Origin of the sequence: Costertonia aggregata, assembly GCF_013402795.1 — a bacterium.
Classification (GTDB): Bacteria; Bacteroidota; Bacteroidia; order Flavobacteriales; family Flavobacteriaceae; genus Costertonia; species Costertonia aggregata.
Map to the genome: position 1 here is coordinate 2,417,991 of NZ_CP058595.1, position 18,279 is coordinate 2,436,269.

Genomic DNA, 18,279 nt, shown 5'->3' on the forward strand with positions numbered 1-18,279 from the left:
AATTATTGTTTTTTTGAGATTATAGTATCGATTGACCATTTTCCGCTTCCATTTAATAACACACTTAATGCAAGACCAATTATTAAAATAGAATATTCGTAACCTTCACCTGCTTGGTTACCATACCAGTTCATAAAAAAGCCGTGTTCTAACTGCGTAGTAATTATGATGCCTGTAAACATACCTACAAGAGATAATGCCCAAAACCTAGAGAAGATTCCAAGAACCAATGAAATGGAACCAAAAAACTCAATCATTATAACTGAGAAGGCTACAATACTTGGCAAACCCATTTGGGTAGTCAATGACTCCATCGTACCTTGATAGCCATATCCACCGAAGAGTCCTAATAACTTTTGCGCGCCGTGCGGAAATATGACTAATCCTAGCGTTAAACGTGCAATACTAAATCCCCAATTAGGGTGTGTCGTAATTAATTTTTTGAATAGATTTTTCATAATATGTATAGTTTAAAATGTTTTACGGTAATACAATCCGAAAGAGGATTTTTGAATAGGTTTATGTCCGTATTGGTCAAAATCTGCCCCAAGTCCAAATTGATGTCCTTTGTAGGATAGACCTAAACGTAATTGTTGGAAACTTCGGGAATGTGATTTGAACTTATCCCAAACAGTTAGAAACTGTCCATTCAACCACAGTGAAATAGTTGCGGTTAGTGGTTTGCTTAATTGAAATTGGGCAAATATTTCAGCTTGACTAGCCTGTTTCTTTTCTGAATATGCTACAGTTGGAATAACAATAAATAGAGCGTTGGAATGTTTTAAGGTGAGCTTAGCTGATAGTCTTTCTGAAAACCCTCCGAAACTATTATAATATAGGGAAGGTCCGACGGATATAGTCTCATTAAAATTCCAGAATAATGTAGGTTGTAAGCCTACTTCATCAAAAATTTGATTTTCTTTTTCTCTGAATTTTTGGAAGAAAGCTAGGGTAGTTATGCTTAAGGTGTTGCTGTACTTTATGGAATAACTAGAGAGTAATGTGAAATCAGTTTTCTCGAATCCAGAAAACAGTTCTATTTGGGTGAATTGGGCTTGTAAGGTGCATACAAAACCAATTAAGAATGTTGCCGATATGAGTATTATTCTTTTCACACTTCAAAATTGCGATGGTGAAGTGTGAAAAAAAATGAACTAGTTTAAGACTTTTACATTCGGTTTACTCTAGAAATAATTTTGCTCATAAATTCGGGCGTAATTCCCAGATACGCCGCTAAGTCTTTTTGAGTAATTCTACTGACAATTTGTGGATATTTCTTTTTGAATTCTAAATATCGTTCTTCGGCTGTTAAAGATATGCCGTAGTTTGAACGTCTGATATAACTGATTAAAGACTTTTGATATAAGATGCGATAAAACCGTTCAAATTTTGGAATCTCTCGAAACAACAAATCATAATTCTCTCTCGAAATTCCTAGAAGTTCTGAATGCTCCGTTGCTTTAATATAATATCTTGAAGGTTCCTTGGTCATAAAGCTTGACAAATCACCAGTCCAGTAATCTTCAATAGCAAACATTGAGATATGAGGTGCGCCTTCTTCATCTAAAGTATACACTTTTAAACATCCCTTGGTGATAAAGTATTCATATTTAGTAATCTCACCTGCTTGCATCAAAAAATCTTTCTTCTTTACCTTTATTTCGGAGAGTAAAGAGATGTATTTCTGCTTTTCTAGCTCGGTTAAATCGATAAACCGAGATATGTTGCTAAGTATTAGTGTATGTGATGCTTTATAGTTCAAATTCTTATAGCATAATCGCGGTTATAAATGTTTATTGACTGTAGTCATTTTTTTAATTCCATATGTAACGTTGGATACGGTTTTCCTGATGAATCCAGCTCCAAACGTTTTACAAATTCAAATCCACAATATTTGTAAAACCCAACAGCTTGTTCATTCTGTTCGTTTACGTCAACTTTGGTCACTTTTAATTTATTAATAGCATAATCCAAGAGTGTTTTTCCAATTCCTTTTCCTCTATACTCAGGATGAATAAATAACATTTCCAAGTTTTGGTCAGCAACTCCAATAAACCCAACTATTTTTTTATTTTCTCTGATGCACTTTAATTCAACCTCATCTAGATATGTATTTAAAATTAGTGGTTTAAAATATTCAATATCTTCTTCTCTTAGAAAATGGTGAGTTGCTCTTACCGAAGCTTCCCAAAGTTCCACGACTTCGGTATATTCCTTTTTGTAGATGTTATCTATTGTTTTCATCTTGAGTTCTCGACAATGTAATTCACAAATCCATACACATTAAAAGAAGGCATTGCCTGAGAGGTGCAATAAGACAATACCGTTTTGGTTTCTGGGCAATAGCCAATATATGTTCCAAAAAAGCCATAATGTCCATAGAAGGTTTGGCCATTATAAACGGACTCATAAACACCAAGTCCGTAGGGAAGGTGATTCTCAAATGTTTCTTCTGTGCTTATCATTTTTTGCAATGACTTTTCCGAAATAAGCTTTCCATTGAACAGCGCCTTGATAAATGTAGCTAAGTCTTGATGCGTACTAACCAGCCCTCCACCTGACCAATCAAAAGAGGTATTTACACTATTAAAATCTATCGTGCCTACATACTGATGCAATCTTGGTTTGTTGTCTCTCGCCTTCTCATAATATTCTAAATAGGTGTCTTTTAAATCAAGAGGCTTGATAATACGTTCTCTAATGGATTGTGCTAGTGGTTTTTGGTCCAATTTCTCAATCAATAACCCGAGCAATACATAATTCATATCAGAATAATGCCAACCTTCTCTAGGTTTGAATTTTGCTTCCTTATGAAGCCCAAATTCAAAATATAAATCTACCACTTCTTTTGGTTGATATTGCAGTTGCGGATTTTGCATTACACGCTCAAAAAAGGCTTCTTGTTTGTCATTGAAAACATCTGCCAATCCACTTTTGTGTGATAGTAATTGCTGTATGCTAATAGCTTTCGCGAAAGCGGCATTCTTATAAAAATGAAAATCGTCCAGTCTTAGATATTCAACATCCTTTAAATACGAATAGATGTTATCTGAAAGGGAAAGCTTGCCTTCTTCTTCTAGTTGTAATATTACAGTTGCAGTAAATGTCTTGGTGCTGCTGGCAATTCTAAATTGGTCTGTTATCTGAACAGCATCTCCGTCTTTCTGACGTTTACCTACGGCCTTGTTAACTATTACTTTTCCATTTCTTTCAATCAGAAATGATATACCGTGAACAGGGCTTTCTGTGTTATCGATTAGTTTTACCTCCAAAAGTTTGGAAACCTCTTGGGCATTCATAAGAAATGGGAACATTGATAAAATCAGGATTAGTGTTTTCATAATGCGTTTTGACTTTGATATGATTACATTCGGATGGAACTGATATATGTCCAAGTTATAAAAAGTATTTGCAATGGAATTCTAAACCACAAATAAGAAAGACCATTTCCGTCGAATGTTCCAGTTTGATAATTTATTTTATGTACTGATGCATAAATATTGGCAGGTAACATCAGCAATAGAAAAATGATGAGTGCCCAACCAGATAATGACTGATACTTTGGAATAAGAAGACCAACAGCCATAATGATTTCAAATATTCCTGTAAAGTGAACAAAGCTCTCCTTAAAAGGAATAAAATCGGGTATCATCATTGTCATTCCCTTGGTGAATACAAAGTGTCCAATGGCTGTGAAAACGAGCATTATGGCCATCGCTATTCTTGCAGACAAAGCAAAATCATATTCTTTTTTGATGATTTTGATAGCCAAAATTGAGATAGCAAAACTTACAATAAGTACAATGAGTGGTTTCATAATTTTCTTGATTTAGATATTTTAATGATGAATGACCACGGATACATTCCCTCGTTTTCTGCCAGAATCTACATATCGGTGTGTTTCAACCATATTTTCTAGACTGTATTCTTTGTCTATAAATGGTTTTATTTTTTCTGTTTCTGCCAATTGACGGGCTTGTAAAAGCAGTTCTTTACTTTCTTTTGTTAGTATTTTTGTGGTAACGAATTTCCCGTTGTCCTTGAGTACCTTTTTAGCAGCCGATTTCGAAGTTTTACCTACGGTATCAAATACAATATTGTAGCGCTCTGGTGATTGAGTATAGTCCTGTTTTTTGTAATCGATTACGGTTTCTGCTCCCAATTGCTCAACCATTTCGATATTCCGAGTGCTACAGACCCCTGTAACACGTATTCCAAAATAGTTAGCAATTTGTACTGCATAGCTTCCCACACTACCCGAAGCACCATAAATGAGTACTTTTTGGTCTCTTTGAATATTTGCTTTTTGAAGTAGAAACAGCGCCGTCATACTACCAATGGGCAAAACTGCAGCTTCTTTATGGGAAAGCTGTTTTGGCTTTTTAGTTACAACTCCTTGACTCCAATGTTCAGGAATACACATATATTCCGCATAGGCTCCTGTCTTCAACATAGTGGTGGTGCCAAACACTTCATCGCCAATCTTAAACTTTGATACCTTGCTACCTAATTGCTCAATGACTCCAGACCACTCGTGACCTAAGATTTGCTTTTTGGGACGGAACAATCCAAAAATCAATCTTGCGGGTAACCAAAATAGTGGTGGAAAATCTGAAGCTCGTAAGCGAACGTCACCAGATGTTACAGAGGTTGCAAACACTTTTACCAAAATTTCATTCGGCTTGGGCACTGGCTTATCCAGTTCCTTTAGTTGTAGGACTTCTGGTGCGCCATATTTAGAATAAACTACTGCTTTCATTTTTGATAGGTTTAAGCGTTTATGGAAATATTGTAAATCGATAAAGGTCTTACTTTACAGATATGTGCATATTGCTCACTTTCTAAATAGTAAAGCTCTTTGTCAAAAAGTTCGTTTCGGTCAAGAAAATGAATTACCTTTTCTTTTGTGCCGTAGTTGCAATACAATCGCAACACTTTGTCACAATCTTCAAGGTCAAAATTCCATTGTCCTTTTCCCACGATGGCATCTAAATGCGGTTGTATCGCTAAGAGTTGTAGCTCTTGCACGTAGGTAGCGAGTAAATAAAAATCTGTTTTCATACTGTATCGATTTGATTGATGAATAAACTCTTGTCATTTGATAATACAAAGATGATTTTAAAAAAAAAGACAATTGTTCTGAAATGAAAATCAGAACCTATATGATGAGCATTAGAACTTTTTTAGACCCTTGATTTTGGAATTGTGGTTTGAATTCTACGAACTTTGTAATGATGTCACTTTCAGCCAAAAACAAATATTATCTTAAACGCATACTTCCTTTCGGAATCATTTGGCTTGCTATTTCATTACTATTGTTATGGTCAGACTATGCTGTGTTGGCAGACCAATCACAAGTGGATGAATGGGTGATACCCATTACGCCAGCCATTTTTGTTTTTTCCTCTGTAAGTGTTTTTATAGTGGGCTGCTTAGTCGGTGCGATTGAGGTATTTGTAGTCAATAAGCTTTTTGCCAATCAAAGCTTTCCAAAAAAAATTATAGGTAAGTTTCTACTGTACACAACAGTACTTTTTATTCTGGTTTTTATACTTTACTTGATAGCAGCCAGCATTGTATCTAAAGAATCAGTTTTCAGTAAATCCGTCTGGAATCAATATGTCCAATTCTTTACCAGCATAACGCACGTAAGCACTTGGGTGCAATTGTTATTTTCACTATTAGTCTCATTAATTTTTGCCGAAGTAAGCGAGAATCTAGGTCAAAACATCTTATATAATTTCTTTACAGGCCGCTACCATAAACCCGTAGATGAAAACCGCATCTTTATGTTTGTAGATATGAAGGACAGTACCACTATTGCTGAAAAACTAGGTCATAAAAACTACTTCAAATTACTCAAAGACTATTACCGAAGTTTTTCTGATGCTATCATCAAGAATTACGGGGAAGTCTATCAATATGTGGGTGATGAGATTGTTATCACTTGGAATCTGGATGACGGTTTAATAGATAACCGATGTATTCAATGTTTTTTTGAAATGAAAACTGCTTTAGAAAAACAAACACAGCATTTTGAAAAGAAGTATAACACTATTCCAAATTTCAAAGCAGCTTTGCACTTCGGCGAAGTCACCACAGGTGAAATAGGCGCATTAAAAAAAGACATTTTCTTTACGGGCGATGTGCTCAATACCACAGCAAGGATTCTAGGATTAACTACGAAATTAAAAGAAGATTTCTTAATTTCTGAACCGCTTTCGCGAAAGCTGGAAACTTCGGAAGATTATAGTTTGGAAAATTTAGGAACTAAAATCCTGAAAGGTAAAACAAAGTCGATTCAGGTATGTGCAGTTCATTATTCATCATAATAGGGGAAGCCTACACTCTATTATTAAGATTGAGTGTAGCCTAGATTATGATTGTTTGAAATTAGATTGTTTGTTTGCAACTGAAATAACTAGCTCACTTTATCTATTGTTTGGTTGTTGCTTTTTTGTTTCCGTACTCTAAGGCAGCACCAATAGCGATACCCAAAATAAACCACACTTCTGTATTTGAAGTTAAATAGCCAACTATACAACCTAATATAATACCGAATGCCAATCGTGCTCCTGGTATAATTTTTCTAGTCTTTCTCATAATTTTTCGTTTTACGATTAATATGAGACAAATCTACAGTAGGATTAGTCGAAAAAAGTTCGTGTTTAGAAAACGGAACTAATTCCTTCTATTCATTCTTAGATAAGAATTGGGTGTAGTACCCTCAATCTTTTTGAAAAACGTATTGAAGACTGTTTTAGAATTGAAACCACTATCGTAAGCTACCGCCATAATGGTTAAACCTTTATTTTCCTCTAATATGACACGCTGTTTAAATTCTTCAACTCGATACGTATTGATAAACTCAGAGAAGTTTTTTTGAAAACCCAGACTTAAAAGTTGTGAGACATAATTCGTTGGAAGTTCTAGATAAGAAGCTAAATCTTTTAGAGATACATCTGGATTTAAGTACAACTTATGTTCTTTCATTATTTTCTTCAATGCATTACCGTGTCTTTCAATTTCATCATCACTCAATAAGATTTGCTTATATTTTTTTTGTGATTTGTAGTTATTATTATCTGGTATAGCCTGAACCATTAATTTTTTAAATCTTTCAAGGTTTTTTATTGGCTTTAAAATAGGTTCAGTATTCAATAATAAAATTAGAGGTAGATGATTTTCAAAGGCTTGCTCTATACATTCTAAAGCCTGGTTATAATTGCCTAATAAAACATTTACCAGAATTAAAAAATTGAAGGCCTTATCCATCTTTTCGGATGTTAAGTAAGATTCTAGCTCACGAATCTTTTCATTACATTTTTCAATGTCACCCATTTTTGCATAGCACATAGTGATGCCACCTAATTGCGTTAAATCGTTTATGGAGACGCCATTTAAAGCTTTGTAGTAGCTTAAAGCTTCCTGGTTTCTATTTGTAAACAAAAGGCATTCTCCAATATAGAGTGGTGGAAATGGCAAAATGGGATTTAACGCTAACGCTTTTTGAAAGTATGGCATTGCCGCGTTGTAATCTTCTTGAAGATATAATAAAAAGCCCTTGTAATGAATATTCATTGCGGAGAAAGGGTCAAGTTCTAAGGCCTTATCGATATAATTATGAGCAGAATTTAATTTACCCTCAACGGTTAAATAATTAGAAATAGTAAGATAAATCTCATCAGCAGGTTGAATTTCTAATGCTTTATTTGCGTGTAAATAGGCCTTTTTTAAATTCCAGTTTTGCCAACATTCTATCCAAGATAAATTTAATTGCGAACGATAAAGGTTTGGATTAAGTTCTAACCCTTTTTTAAGAAAAGGTTGTGCTTTTTGAAAGCCTTCAAAAGCAGGCATCAGTCCCATAGCTCCCATATAGGTATAGCCGTGATTTATGTCTATATATGCATTCGGAAAGTTTGGTGCTTTTTGGATAATACTTTCAAAAATTGAAATTGCTTTAACCGTATTTTCATACCCCATTTTCATTAAATAATATCTTCCTTTTAGATATTCTCTATAAATATGGATTGGCACATCAATGGGCTCAATTAATTTGTCTTCAATCTCAATATGACCTATATGTTCACGTAACTTTTCGGCAATAAATAGACTTACTTCGTCTTGAATAGCAAAAACATCTTCTGGGTTTCTATCAAAGGTTTCTGACCAAAAATGGAAATCATTAAGAGCATCTATCATCTGAACCGTAATTCTCATTGTGTCTTTCAACACTCTGATACTTCCTTCAATAAAAACAGATACCCCTAGTTGCTCTCTTATTTCTTGTGAGGTTACTTTTTTGTTTTTAAAGTAAAATGAAGAGGTTCTTGAGGTAACTGATAATTCTTTAATTTTTGCCAGCGCATTGATAATTTCCTCTGTAAGCCCATCACAAAAATATTCATTATCAATGCTATTGCTCATATTGACAAAAGGCAATACGGCAATGGATTTGTCTGTAGACGATATGTTAGAACTTGTTGGATTCAATTTCTTCAAACACTGCTATAAATTTAATAAAGTGCTGAAATTGAACATCTTTTTCTTAGCAAGATTTTTATTACAAGCCTTTCGAATCAAGTATGATTGAAGAATAACATTAGTCTCAAAGAATTTTTAGAAAATTTTTACCAGCAATTTCATTTCAAATCCAACTAATCCCAAACAAAATTTATTAAAGCTTTGAAAAAGGCTCAATTCTGTACCTATTCTGTACCCATTGGAAAAAAGAAAGGCTCCACATTTCTGTGAAGCCTTGTCTTTGCTAGTAGCGGGAACTGGACTCGAACCAGTGACCTTCGGGTTATGAGCCCGACGAGCTACCTACTGCTCTATCCCGCGATGTGGACAACAAAGATACAATGGTTTTTTGTTTAAATCCAAATTCATGGGGGTTTATTTTCCTTTCGTGCTGTTGTGTAAATTGTATACCTTCGAGTTTTGGACTTTATTATGAATGTACTTAACGATTTTATAAAAAAGGCATTGCCATTTACCGAGTGGCCCATGTTTATTTTACTTATAGGAGGTGGATTATTTTTGGTCTTTTATTCCAAGTTCCTGCCGTATCGCTTTTTTGGTCATGCCATTGCCATTACCGCCGGAAAATACAATGATAAAACCGCAAAGGGCGATGTTAGCTCTTTTCAAGCGCTTTCCGCAGCTGTAGCCGCTACCGTGGGGCTTGGTAACATATCCGGTGTTGCTATCGCTATTCATGATGGTGGTCCTGGAGTGGTTTTTTGGATTTGGATGACCGCACTTATCGGTATGTGTATCAAATTTTATTCCTGTAGTCTCTCTATCATGTACCGCGGAACGGATTCCGATGGAAAATTACAAGGCGGCCCTATGTTCTACATCACTAAAGGGCTTGGCGAAAAAGCTCGGCCGCTCGCCATATTTTTCGCCATATGTGGCCTGTTCGGTTTTTTGGGCGTGTTCACGGCCAATCAATTTACAGAAACCTTTATGAGCGTTGTTGAACCTTCCGATACATTATTTGAAATGAGCGATGTTAACTGGAAATGGACAATCGGTCTGATATTGGCCCTAATTACCTCATTTGTGATTTTTGGTGGTTTGACCAAAATAGCCAAGGTAGCATCGGCAATCGTACCATTTATGGTAGCGGTATATTTGGTGGCCGTAATAGTGGTAATGGTCTTGAATTCATCACAAATTCTACCCTCGTTGAAAATGATAATCACCGAGGCATGGAATTTTAAGACCGTGGTAACAGGTGGTTTTTGGGGCTTGGTGATTATCGGCATCCGTAGGGCCATGTTCTCGAATGAAGCAGGTCTGGGCAGTGCCCCTATGTACCATGGACAATCCAAAACCGATAATCCCATTAAAGAAGGCTTGGTGGCCATGTTGGGGCCTTTTATCGATACTATTTTAGTGTGTACTTTCACTGCGATAGTCATTATTTTAAGCGGAGCATATCTAGAGGATTCCAGCGGTATCGTTATGACCCTATCGGCATTCGAAACCACATTATTTGGATATGGGGACGATTTGTTAATGGTTATCGTGACCGCATTTGCCCTATCAACCCTGTTCACATACTCCTATTACGGTGTAAAGTGTCTTTCTTTTTTGACCAATGCTAAAATCGGGAAGTTTTACAACTGGTACTTTGTTATCATGATTATCTTTGCCGCAGTGGCCTCTTTGGATTTGGTAAAGAATTTAATCGATCTATCATATGCCTTGATGGTGATTCCCAATATGATTGCCGTATTGTTATTGGCACCTAGGGTAAATACAGCGGCAAAAGAATACTTTAAAAACTAAAAGATGCAAGAGCATAAAGCGGGATTTGTAAATATCATAGGAAACCCCAATGTGGGTAAATCTACTTTGATGAACGCTTTTGTGGGCGAAAAACTGTCCATTATTACCTCTAAGGCACAAACTACCAGGCACAGGATTTTGGGTATTGTGAACGGGGATGATTTTCAAGTAATCCTTTCCGACACGCCAGGCATAATAAAGCCCGCCTACGAGATGCAGTCGGCTATGATGGATTTTGTGAAATCAGCTTTTGAAGATGCCGATATTTTGCTGTATATGGTCGAGATCGGGGAAAAAGCATTGAAAGACGAACGTTTTTTTGAGAAAATCAAAAACTCTAAAATACCTGTGCTTTTACTGCTCAATAAAATCGATACCTCTGAACAAGAAGTTTTGGAAGAGCAAGTACAATATTGGCAAGAGCAATTACCAACTGCCGAGATTCATGCGATATCGGCCCTACAAAACTTTAACATCAAAGGTGTTTTTGAACGCATCATTGAGTTACTGCCGCAATCCCCGGCATATTATCCCAAAGACCAATTAACGGATAAGCCCGAACGCTTTTTTGTAAACGAGACCATACGTGAAAAAATCCTTCAATTTTACAAAAAGGAAATCCCATATGCTGTAGAGATTGATACCGAAGAGTTTTTTGAGGATGACACCATTATTAGAATGCGATCGGTAATCATGGTTGAACGTGATTCCCAAAAAGGAATTATTATAGGTCATAAGGGCAGCGCATTAAAAAGAGTAGGTGTAGAGGCCCGTAAAGATCTGGAGAAATTCTTTGACAAACAGGTACATTTAGAACTCTACGTAAAAGTGAACAAGAACTGGCGCAGTAATTCCAGGCAATTGAAACGTTTTGGATATAATAATTGATGCTTACCAATGTAACATCACCATAAAGAGCTTGATTACAATAAAATAGTATTATTTTTGCACCTCAAAAATCAGGAAGTATGAGTGCTATTGTGGCCATAGTGGGGAGACCAAACGTAGGAAAATCTACATTTTTTAATAGATTGATTCAGCGTCGTGAAGCTATCGTAGATGCTGTTAGTGGCGTTACCCGTGACCGCCACTACGGTAAAAGTGATTGGAACGGTGTCGAATTTTCCTTGATAGATACAGGTGGTTATGTTTTGGGGAGTGACGATGTTTTTGAAAAAGAGATTGATAAGCAAGTTGAACTTGCCATTGATGAGGCCGATGCCATTATTTTCATGGTCGATGTCGAAACCGGTGTTACAGGTATGGACGAAGACGTCGCCAAACTACTACGTCGTGTAAACAAACCTGTATTTTTGGCCATAAACAAAGTGGATAATGCAAAACGTGCACAGGATGCCGTGGAGTTTTACGCACTGGGGTTGGGAGATTATTTCACGATATCAAGTGTAAATGGTAGTGGTACCGGCGATTTATTGGACGAATTGGTAAAAGTTCTTCCTGAAAAAGAAGAGGACAAAAGCGACCTACCAAGATTTGCGGTCGTTGGTAGGCCCAATGCCGGAAAGTCATCCTTCATAAATGCATTGATTGGTGAAGATAGGTATATCGTTACCGATATAGCGGGGACTACACGTGATAGTATCGATACAAGATATAACCGGTTTGGCTTCGAGTTCAATTTGGTAGATACCGCCGGCATCCGAAGAAAGGCCAAAGTACGGGAAGACCTGGAATTCTATTCCGTTATGCGCTCTGTCAGGGCTATAGAACACAGTGATGTTTGTTTGTTGGTGTTGGATGCTACAAGGGGTTTTGATGGTCAGGTCTCCAATATTTTTTGGTTGGCGCAACGCAACAACAAGGGTATTGTTATTTTGGTAAATAAGTGGGACTTGGTCGAGGATAAAGAAACCAATACCATGAAACAGTTTACCCAAAAAATAAAGGAAGCCATAGAGCCTTTCGTTGATGTACCTATCTTGTTTATTTCGGTATTGACGAAACAACGCATCTATAAAGCCATAGAAACCGCGGTAGAGGTATATAAAAACCGTTCAAAGCGTGTGCCCACGAGTAAACTGAACGATGTAATGTTGCCCATCATAGAACATACACCGCCACCTGCCTACAAGGATAAATATGTAAAGATCAAATTTTGTACGCAACTGCCTACTCCCTATCCGCAATTTGCTTTTTTCTGTAACCTTCCGCAATACGTTCGTGAACCGTATAAGCGTTTTTTGGAAAATAAACTGCGGGAAAACTTCGATTTCAATGGGGTGCCAGTGTCAATTTTTATGAGGAAAAAGTAGTGTAAGTTATTTTTTCACTATATTTTAAAGTATAAAATTATGGAGTGAAAAAGATTTTCTTATTTTCCTTTGTTCAAATAATAACTTCTGGTTTTTATCTAGCACATGGCCAAGAAAAGTCATTGGACTTACTTGAAAATGTACATCTCCACTTAAACAAAACAGTTTTTTCCCAAGGAGAGAGATTGTGGTTTGCTGCTTACGTTCAGGATCAAAAAGCAAAATTGCCATCAAGTAAAACCACTAATTTACATGTTGGGTTATTTGATTTAAAGGGGGAAGTAGTAAAACGCAAAATATACCATGTCGAAAGTGGGATATCGCATGGTGACTTTGCCATAGATTCTACTTTTACAAATAGTGATTATATGCTTATTGCTTGGACTAATTACAGTCAAAACTATAAAGAACTGCAGCCTTATCGTCAGAAAATAAAAATACTTAATCAAGTCGATAAGGACAAAACTTCCGAAAAGTCAAAAGGCTATAAGTTAAATGTTTACCCAGAAGGAGGGCGGTTGATCAAAAATGCTTTTAACCTGGTTGCGATACAGCTTCAGGATGGTTTAGGAAACGGCATCTTTCAAGACAGTCTTTGTTTAGTTACAGATAAAGGGAAAATCGTACAAAATAAAATCACTACTAGCAAACAGGGTTATGGTAGAATTGGGTTTGTGGTGGAGGATGGTAAGGAATATTATCTCAGGTTTGGTAATGAAAACAATCAACTACTGACACAAAAACTTCCACAAGCAGTATCGGACAGATTAGGAATTCAATTGTACAATACACTAGATGAGAATATTTTGATAAACTTCATTGGCTCCAAAAAATTCTTTAAAGACAGTGAACATAAAGTCTATACTTTGGTCATTTTTCAAAATGAAAACCTATTTACTGGGAAATATGTAGTGAACGGAGAAGTACAAAGTTTACGTATAGACAGAAATATGATGCCATACGGAATCAATACGATTGTTTTACTAGATGATAAACTTATGCCAGTGACGCATCGAATGTTTTTTAATTATCGACAAGATGATGCTCGTGATATGCCCTTGGAAATAGGACATGCCATAGATGGTGATTCATTGATATTGAATATCAATACCAAATCAAAAACAATCAAGAGTGCTTCATTGAGTCTTTCAATCCTGCCAACGGAATCTAAGGCATATAATCCCAATAACTCGCTTACAAGCTCATTTCTACTATCTCCATACTTCAAAAAGGAAATGAATGGTTTGAAATATTATATGTACGATGATAACAAACAACTACGATATGAATTGGATACCAGGCTTATATTTGAGGGTTGGGGCAGATATCATTGGGATTCCACAAAACAAAGAGGGATTCAGGTTCAATTTATGATGGAGAACGGGTTTCAAGTAACCGGAAAAATAATCGATGCGGATCTCACCAAAGAAAAACAGATATACGTAACTACGGGAGACAATAAAGCTTTTGCATATGGTGATTTGAAAAACGATAAAACATTTAACTTAAATATGCCACTATATGCAAACGATTCAATAGGTATTACTCTCTTGGGTAATAAAGGAAAATTGAGGAAAGCAAAAATAGAGACTAATTTTACATATGTAATCCCAAAAATCATATTTGACCCCTTGCAGTATTCATGTTCAAACCAGGACATCGAACCTGTACCTGAGGAAGATATTGATATGACCCAGAACAATATATTTGGAAAAGGCATTATTGCCTTGGATGAGGTAAGTGTAAGTGAAAAATCCTTGAAAGATGATAAGATTCTAGTTTCCCCATATTCAGAATTAAAAATGATTGATGATGAAGATATTCAAAAGACACCATCTTTATTAGCTTATCTGACCAAACAGGGTATTAAACCTGTATATGTTGATGGTGTAATGTATTTTCAATCAAATAGAATGATAAACCCAATAAAGCCGCCTCATTACGAGTATTATTCGGTTTCCGTAGATGGTAGGCCTACCGATCCAGGTGAGGTTGTATCTATGCCCTTATCTAGTATAAGAGCAATAGTCGTAACAAAAGCTTCTATGGGGTTTTCTTCAGGAACTAATTTTTTTATTGGGATTCAATTAAGAGAAGGTTTTTACGTAGCTCCCGAGAAAAGAGATAAGTTCGTTAAGTTTTTAATTAAAAAAGGATTTTCAAGACCTCAAGAATATTTTGATCCTGGTTATGATCTGGATACTAAGCTATTCTCATATTTTGGAGCCATTGATTGGCGACCTAGGGTAATTTTATCAAATGAAAAACCAACAAGCATAAGTATACCATTACACAAAAAAGACAAGGTAGTATTATATGTTGAAGGAATGGGAATTGATGGTTCTCTAATATCAACATCAAAAGTAATTGAACTACCAACTGAGTAGTAATATTACTGCAAGATTCTACCAGCCACCAGAAGCACCACCGCCACCAAAACCGCCGCCACCGAAACCTCCGCCAAAGCCACCACCACTGAATCCGCCTCCGCCAAAACCTCCACTGGAACTACCTCCGCGCCCCATATTGCTTAGGATGATTATATCCCAAGGATTTAAGCCAGAACCTCTACCACCGCGATCATTACGATCACCCTTGTTTTTTCTGTTCCAAAGTATGATCAATACGACCAAAAAAATGATAAAAGGTAAAAAGGCATCATAAGGTAGACCATCGTTAAAACTTCGGTCTTCTTTGAACTTACCGTTGAGCGCTTCAAAAATAGCATCGGCACCCTTATCCAATCCATTATAATAATTCCCGGATTTAAATTGGGGAATGATAACGGTCTCTATTATTTTTCGGGATAATGCATCGGTCAATCGTTCTTCGACCCCATAACCGGTGTTAATGGCGATTCTTCTGTCTGATTTCGCCAATAAAACGAGAATACCGTTGTCTTCTTTTGCTTGGCCGATACCCCATTTTTGCCCCCATTGGGCACCTAAAAAATTGATGTTTTCCCCTTTGGTCGAATTAATGATCGCCACCACGATTTGTGTAGACGTACTATCGGCATAACGAACCAGCTTTTGTTGCAATGTATTTTTTTGTGGAACCGATAGTAAGTTTACGTAATCATATACACTTGTCTGTTGGGACTTATTAGGTTTGGAGGGGATTTGAAATTGCGCATAGGAAAAAGCACAACAGAGTAATAAAAAAACGTAATGCTATCCTTTGGATATTTCATTGCTCAACTCGTTTTCATCATTATGTTTCCAAGGAAAATGGTCTTCTAGCTCCTTTCCTGTTTTTAATACGCCTTCAATAATACCCTGTTTAAACTCCCCTTCTTTGAAGTATCGCTGTATGGTATCCTTAGTGGCGTTCCAAAAATTTTCGGGTACTACTTTGTCGATTCCCTTATCGCCATGAATTGCAAATTTTTTATCATGCACCGCAATATAAATGAGCACTCCATTTTCATCTTTGGTATTGTCCATTTTGAGGTAATGAAAGAGTTCCCTGGTTCTTTCGTAATGATCAAGTTCAGTATGTGCCTCGATGTGTACCCTAATCTCACCTGAGGTATTTTTCTCGGCCTCAAGAATGGCACCAACGATTTCTTGCTCTTCTTCTTGTGTTAAAAAATCCTCTACTTTGGACATTTTTCTTTTTTGTACTAGTTAAATTTAAAATTCACATCGGGAGCATTCTCTGAACCCGGTTTAGAACTGAAAAGGGCAAGCGGGTCAAAATCGGCAATATTGGCTATGATATTGGTGGGGATTTTTTCAATTTTAATATTATATTCCCCAGCAAGTTCGTTGAACCTATTGCGTTCTACGTTTATTCTGTTTTCTGTGCCTTCCAACTGGGACTGTAATTCTAAAAAATTTTGATTGGCTTTCAAGTCCGGATATCTTTCTACGGTAACCAATAGTCGTGAAAGGGCAGAGGATAGTCCACTTTGGGCTTCTTGAAAAGCGGCCAGTTTTTCGGGGGTCAGGTTATTGACGTCAATATTGGTAGCGGTCGCTTTTGATCTCGCTTCTATGACATCTTTTAAGGTGCCTCTTTCAAAATCGGCGGCACCTTGTACCGTTTTTACCAAGTTGCCGATGAGGTCGCTTCTACGTTGATAGGAACTTTCTACATTGGCCCACTGTTTTGTGGCTTGGCCCTTCATATCAACGAGTGTATTATTGGTGTTTACGTACCACATACCTAGGACAACGGCCAGGCTTACTATAACGATTATAGGGATTAGTGTTTTTTTCATTTTATTGGTGTTTATTGATTATCGGTGTTAAAGGAAATAAAGGTATAAAAAGGACACTGCTCTACGGTTACAGTTGATTTTTTATTTTGAGTAGTTCGGCTTTTACCATTTCCAGCTTCTGGATGACCTCAAAATTGGATAAAGTTTTTTGGCGTTCCTCTTTTAAGTGAATTTTGGCACCTTCCAAGGTAAACCCTCTTTCCTTCACCAGGTGGTAGATCAGTTGAAGGTTTTGAATGTCCTTAGGAGTGAATTTTCGGTTTCCTTTGGCATTTTTTTTGGGTTGAAGTACATCAAACTCCTTTTCCCAAAATCTTATCAAAGAGGTATTTACGCCAAAGGCCTCGGCTACTTCGCCAATACCGTAATATCTTTTTTCGGGAAGTTCTATATGCATTAATCCAAGGATTGGTTTTCTTGATTGGCGTATTTCAGCATGTTCTCAAACTCTTTTGCGGTCAAACTTCCATAGTAAAAGTTAATGGGGTTGATACGTTCACCATCCTTAAAAACCTCATAATGCAGATGCGGAGCTTCGGACCGCCCGGTGCTGCCCACAAAACCGATGAGGTCACCTCGTTTTACCTTTTGCCCAGGTTTTACGTTGTACTTGCTCAAATGTGCATAGAGTGTCATATAGCCATACCCGTGATCTACCCGAATATGTTTACCGTAGCCGGAAGAGTTATTGTCGGCCCGAGTGACCTTGCCATCGCCACTGGCGTAAATAGGCGTTCCCTTGGGAGCGGTAAAGTCCATACCCCAATGCATTTTTCTAGCTTTGGTAAAAGGGTCGGAACGCCACCCGTACCCAGATGCCATTCGTGTCAATTCTTCGTTGTTTATGGGTTGTATGGCCGGTATTGCGGCAAGTAGCTCTTCTTTTTCCTCTGCCAGTTTTGTGATTTCGTCCAAAGATTTGGATTGTATGACCATTTGTTTTTGGATGATATCCATCTGTTTGGTCGTCTCGATAATCATTTCCGAATTGTTGAAACCTTCCAGTGATTTGTATCTGTTGATACCTCCAAAACCGGCCCTGCGTTGCTCTTCGGGTATGGGGTTGGCCTCAAAATATAAGCGATAAATATTGTTGTCCCTATCCTCTATATTGGCAAGAACTTGTTCCATCTGTCCCATTTTTTTGTTCAATAGCTCAAATTGAAGCTCATAATTTTTCACTTCGCGTTGCAAGGACAGTTCTTTGGGCGTGTTGAGTATATCGGTATTTAGGAGAATGGTAAGGCCTAGAAGTCCAAAAAGCATAGACCCCAAAAAAAATAGGCCTATATTCCTGTATTTTTTGGATTTCTTCGGTTCAATCTTTCGGTACGAAAGAGTGTCCGGGTCATAATAGTACTTTACCTTAGACATAAATGGATTTTATCCTATTTTTGTGCATCCGTTTTATGATAACAAACAAATATAAAAATTGTTTTGCATAAAGCGTTAAAATTATCAAAAGCTTACCGTTTT

The 18,279-nt window shown here is 36.9% G+C and carries 20 protein-coding genes and 1 tRNA gene; 5 read left to right on the top strand and 16 right to left on the bottom strand.

The window, feature by feature from the left end; translation table 11 throughout:
• Positions 1–2: 2 nt before the first annotated feature.
• From HYG79_RS11055 to HYG79_RS11090, 8 genes are read right to left on the bottom strand one after another with little or no spacing between them, the layout of a single operon-like run.
• A complete protein-coding gene (locus HYG79_RS11055; RefSeq protein WP_179242150.1) occupies positions 3–458 on the bottom strand; it encodes a DoxX family protein in 456 nt (151 codons plus the stop codon).
• A gap of 12 nt (positions 459–470) precedes the next feature.
• The gene (locus HYG79_RS11060; protein WP_179242151.1) at positions 471–1,115 is read right to left on the bottom strand and encodes a hypothetical protein; all 645 of its coding nucleotides are present in this window, start codon (positions 1,113–1,115) and stop codon (positions 471–473) included.
• A gap of 53 nt (positions 1,116–1,168) precedes the next feature.
• Positions 1,169–1,762: a Crp/Fnr family transcriptional regulator gene (locus tag HYG79_RS11065; RefSeq protein WP_179242152.1), complete on the bottom strand. Its 594-nt coding sequence runs from the start codon at positions 1,760–1,762 to the stop codon at positions 1,169–1,171.
• Positions 1,763–1,806: 44 nt separating this feature from the next.
• Positions 1,807–2,244, bottom strand: coding sequence for a GNAT family N-acetyltransferase (locus HYG79_RS11070; protein WP_179242153.1), 438 nt, complete (start codon positions 2,242–2,244; stop codon positions 1,807–1,809).
• Positions 2,241–3,341, bottom strand: coding sequence for a serine hydrolase domain-containing protein (locus HYG79_RS11075; RefSeq protein WP_179242154.1), 1,101 nt, complete (start codon positions 3,339–3,341; stop codon positions 2,241–2,243). Before HYG79_RS11075 ends, HYG79_RS11070 begins: the two co-directional genes overlap by 4 nt.
• 23 nt (positions 3,342–3,364) lie before the next feature.
• Positions 3,365–3,817 (bottom strand): DoxX family protein, encoded by a 453-nt coding sequence (locus tag HYG79_RS11080; RefSeq protein ID WP_179242155.1) that lies wholly within the window; start codon positions 3,815–3,817, stop codon positions 3,365–3,367.
• A 21-nt stretch (positions 3,818–3,838) separates the two neighbouring features.
• Positions 3,839–4,759, bottom strand: a complete 921-nt coding sequence (locus tag HYG79_RS11085; RefSeq protein WP_179242156.1) for an NAD(P)-dependent alcohol dehydrogenase — start codon at positions 4,757–4,759, stop codon at positions 3,839–3,841.
• 11 nt (positions 4,760–4,770) lie between these two features.
• Positions 4,771–5,061 carry a hypothetical protein gene (locus HYG79_RS11090; protein ID WP_179242157.1) on the bottom strand — a complete coding sequence of 97 codons (291 nt, stop codon included), beginning with the start codon at positions 5,059–5,061 and terminating at the stop codon, positions 4,771–4,773.
• Between the two features lie 170 nt (positions 5,062–5,231).
• Here HYG79_RS11090 and HYG79_RS11095 point away from each other — a divergent pair, with 170 nt between their 5' ends.
• Entirely contained in the window at positions 5,232–6,332 is a 1,101-nt protein-coding gene (locus HYG79_RS11095) for an adenylate/guanylate cyclase domain-containing protein (protein WP_228027864.1), read from the top strand.
• Between the two features lie 103 nt (positions 6,333–6,435).
• Here HYG79_RS11095 and HYG79_RS11100 read toward each other — a convergent pair whose 3' ends face one another.
• The 3 genes from HYG79_RS11100 to HYG79_RS11110 form a co-directional block, all read right to left on the bottom strand.
• A complete protein-coding gene (locus HYG79_RS11100; protein WP_179242158.1) occupies positions 6,436–6,603 on the bottom strand; it encodes a hypothetical protein in 168 nt (55 codons plus the stop codon).
• A gap of 78 nt (positions 6,604–6,681) precedes the next feature.
• Positions 6,682–8,505, bottom strand: a complete 1,824-nt coding sequence (locus HYG79_RS11105) for a helix-turn-helix domain-containing protein (protein WP_179242159.1) — start codon at positions 8,503–8,505, stop codon at positions 6,682–6,684.
• 269 nt (positions 8,506–8,774) lie between these two features.
• Positions 8,775–8,847, bottom strand: a tRNA-Met gene (locus HYG79_RS11110).
• A 111-nt stretch (positions 8,848–8,958) separates the two neighbouring features.
• Between HYG79_RS11110 and HYG79_RS11115 the strand changes: the two genes are divergently transcribed.
• The 4 genes from HYG79_RS11115 to HYG79_RS11130 all read left to right on the top strand — a co-directional run bounded on the left by HYG79_RS11115 (position 8,959) and on the right by HYG79_RS11130 (position 14,965).
• Entirely contained in the window at positions 8,959–10,305 is a 1,347-nt protein-coding gene (locus HYG79_RS11115; protein WP_179242160.1) for an alanine/glycine:cation symporter family protein, read from the top strand.
• 3 nt (positions 10,306–10,308) lie between these two features.
• Positions 10,309–11,193: a GTPase Era gene (era, locus tag HYG79_RS11120; RefSeq protein ID WP_179242161.1), complete on the top strand. Its 885-nt coding sequence runs from the start codon at positions 10,309–10,311 to the stop codon at positions 11,191–11,193.
• Between the two features lie 80 nt (positions 11,194–11,273).
• A complete protein-coding gene (gene der / locus HYG79_RS11125) occupies positions 11,274–12,578 on the top strand; it encodes a ribosome biogenesis GTPase Der (protein ID WP_179242162.1) in 1,305 nt (434 codons plus the stop codon).
• Positions 12,579–12,622: 44 nt separating this feature from the next.
• Positions 12,623–14,965: a hypothetical protein gene (locus tag HYG79_RS11130; protein WP_179242163.1), complete on the top strand. Its 2,343-nt coding sequence runs from the start codon at positions 12,623–12,625 to the stop codon at positions 14,963–14,965.
• 18 nt (positions 14,966–14,983) lie between these two features.
• On the opposite strand, the gene HYG79_RS11135 is transcribed toward HYG79_RS11130, so the two are convergent.
• The 5 genes from HYG79_RS11135 to HYG79_RS11155 all read right to left on the bottom strand — a co-directional run bounded on the left by HYG79_RS11135 (position 14,984) and on the right by HYG79_RS11155 (position 18,177).
• Positions 14,984–15,700 (bottom strand): TPM domain-containing protein, encoded by a 717-nt coding sequence (locus tag HYG79_RS11135; RefSeq protein ID WP_179243547.1) that lies wholly within the window; start codon positions 15,698–15,700, stop codon positions 14,984–14,986.
• A 51-nt stretch (positions 15,701–15,751) separates the two neighbouring features.
• A complete protein-coding gene (locus HYG79_RS11140; protein ID WP_179242164.1) occupies positions 15,752–16,189 on the bottom strand; it encodes a TPM domain-containing protein in 438 nt (145 codons plus the stop codon).
• A gap of 14 nt (positions 16,190–16,203) precedes the next feature.
• The gene (locus HYG79_RS11145) at positions 16,204–16,803 is read right to left on the bottom strand and encodes a LemA family protein (protein WP_179242165.1); all 600 of its coding nucleotides are present in this window, start codon (positions 16,801–16,803) and stop codon (positions 16,204–16,206) included.
• 67 nt (positions 16,804–16,870) lie between these two features.
• The gene (locus HYG79_RS11150) at positions 16,871–17,200 is read right to left on the bottom strand and encodes a MerR family transcriptional regulator (protein ID WP_179242166.1); all 330 of its coding nucleotides are present in this window, start codon (positions 17,198–17,200) and stop codon (positions 16,871–16,873) included.
• On the bottom strand, positions 17,200–18,177 hold the full coding sequence (locus tag HYG79_RS11155) for a M23 family metallopeptidase (protein WP_179242167.1): 978 nt from the start codon (positions 18,175–18,177) through the stop codon (positions 17,200–17,202). The genes HYG79_RS11150 and HYG79_RS11155 overlap by 1 nt, the downstream gene beginning before the upstream one ends.
• Positions 18,178–18,279 lie beyond the last annotated feature (102 nt).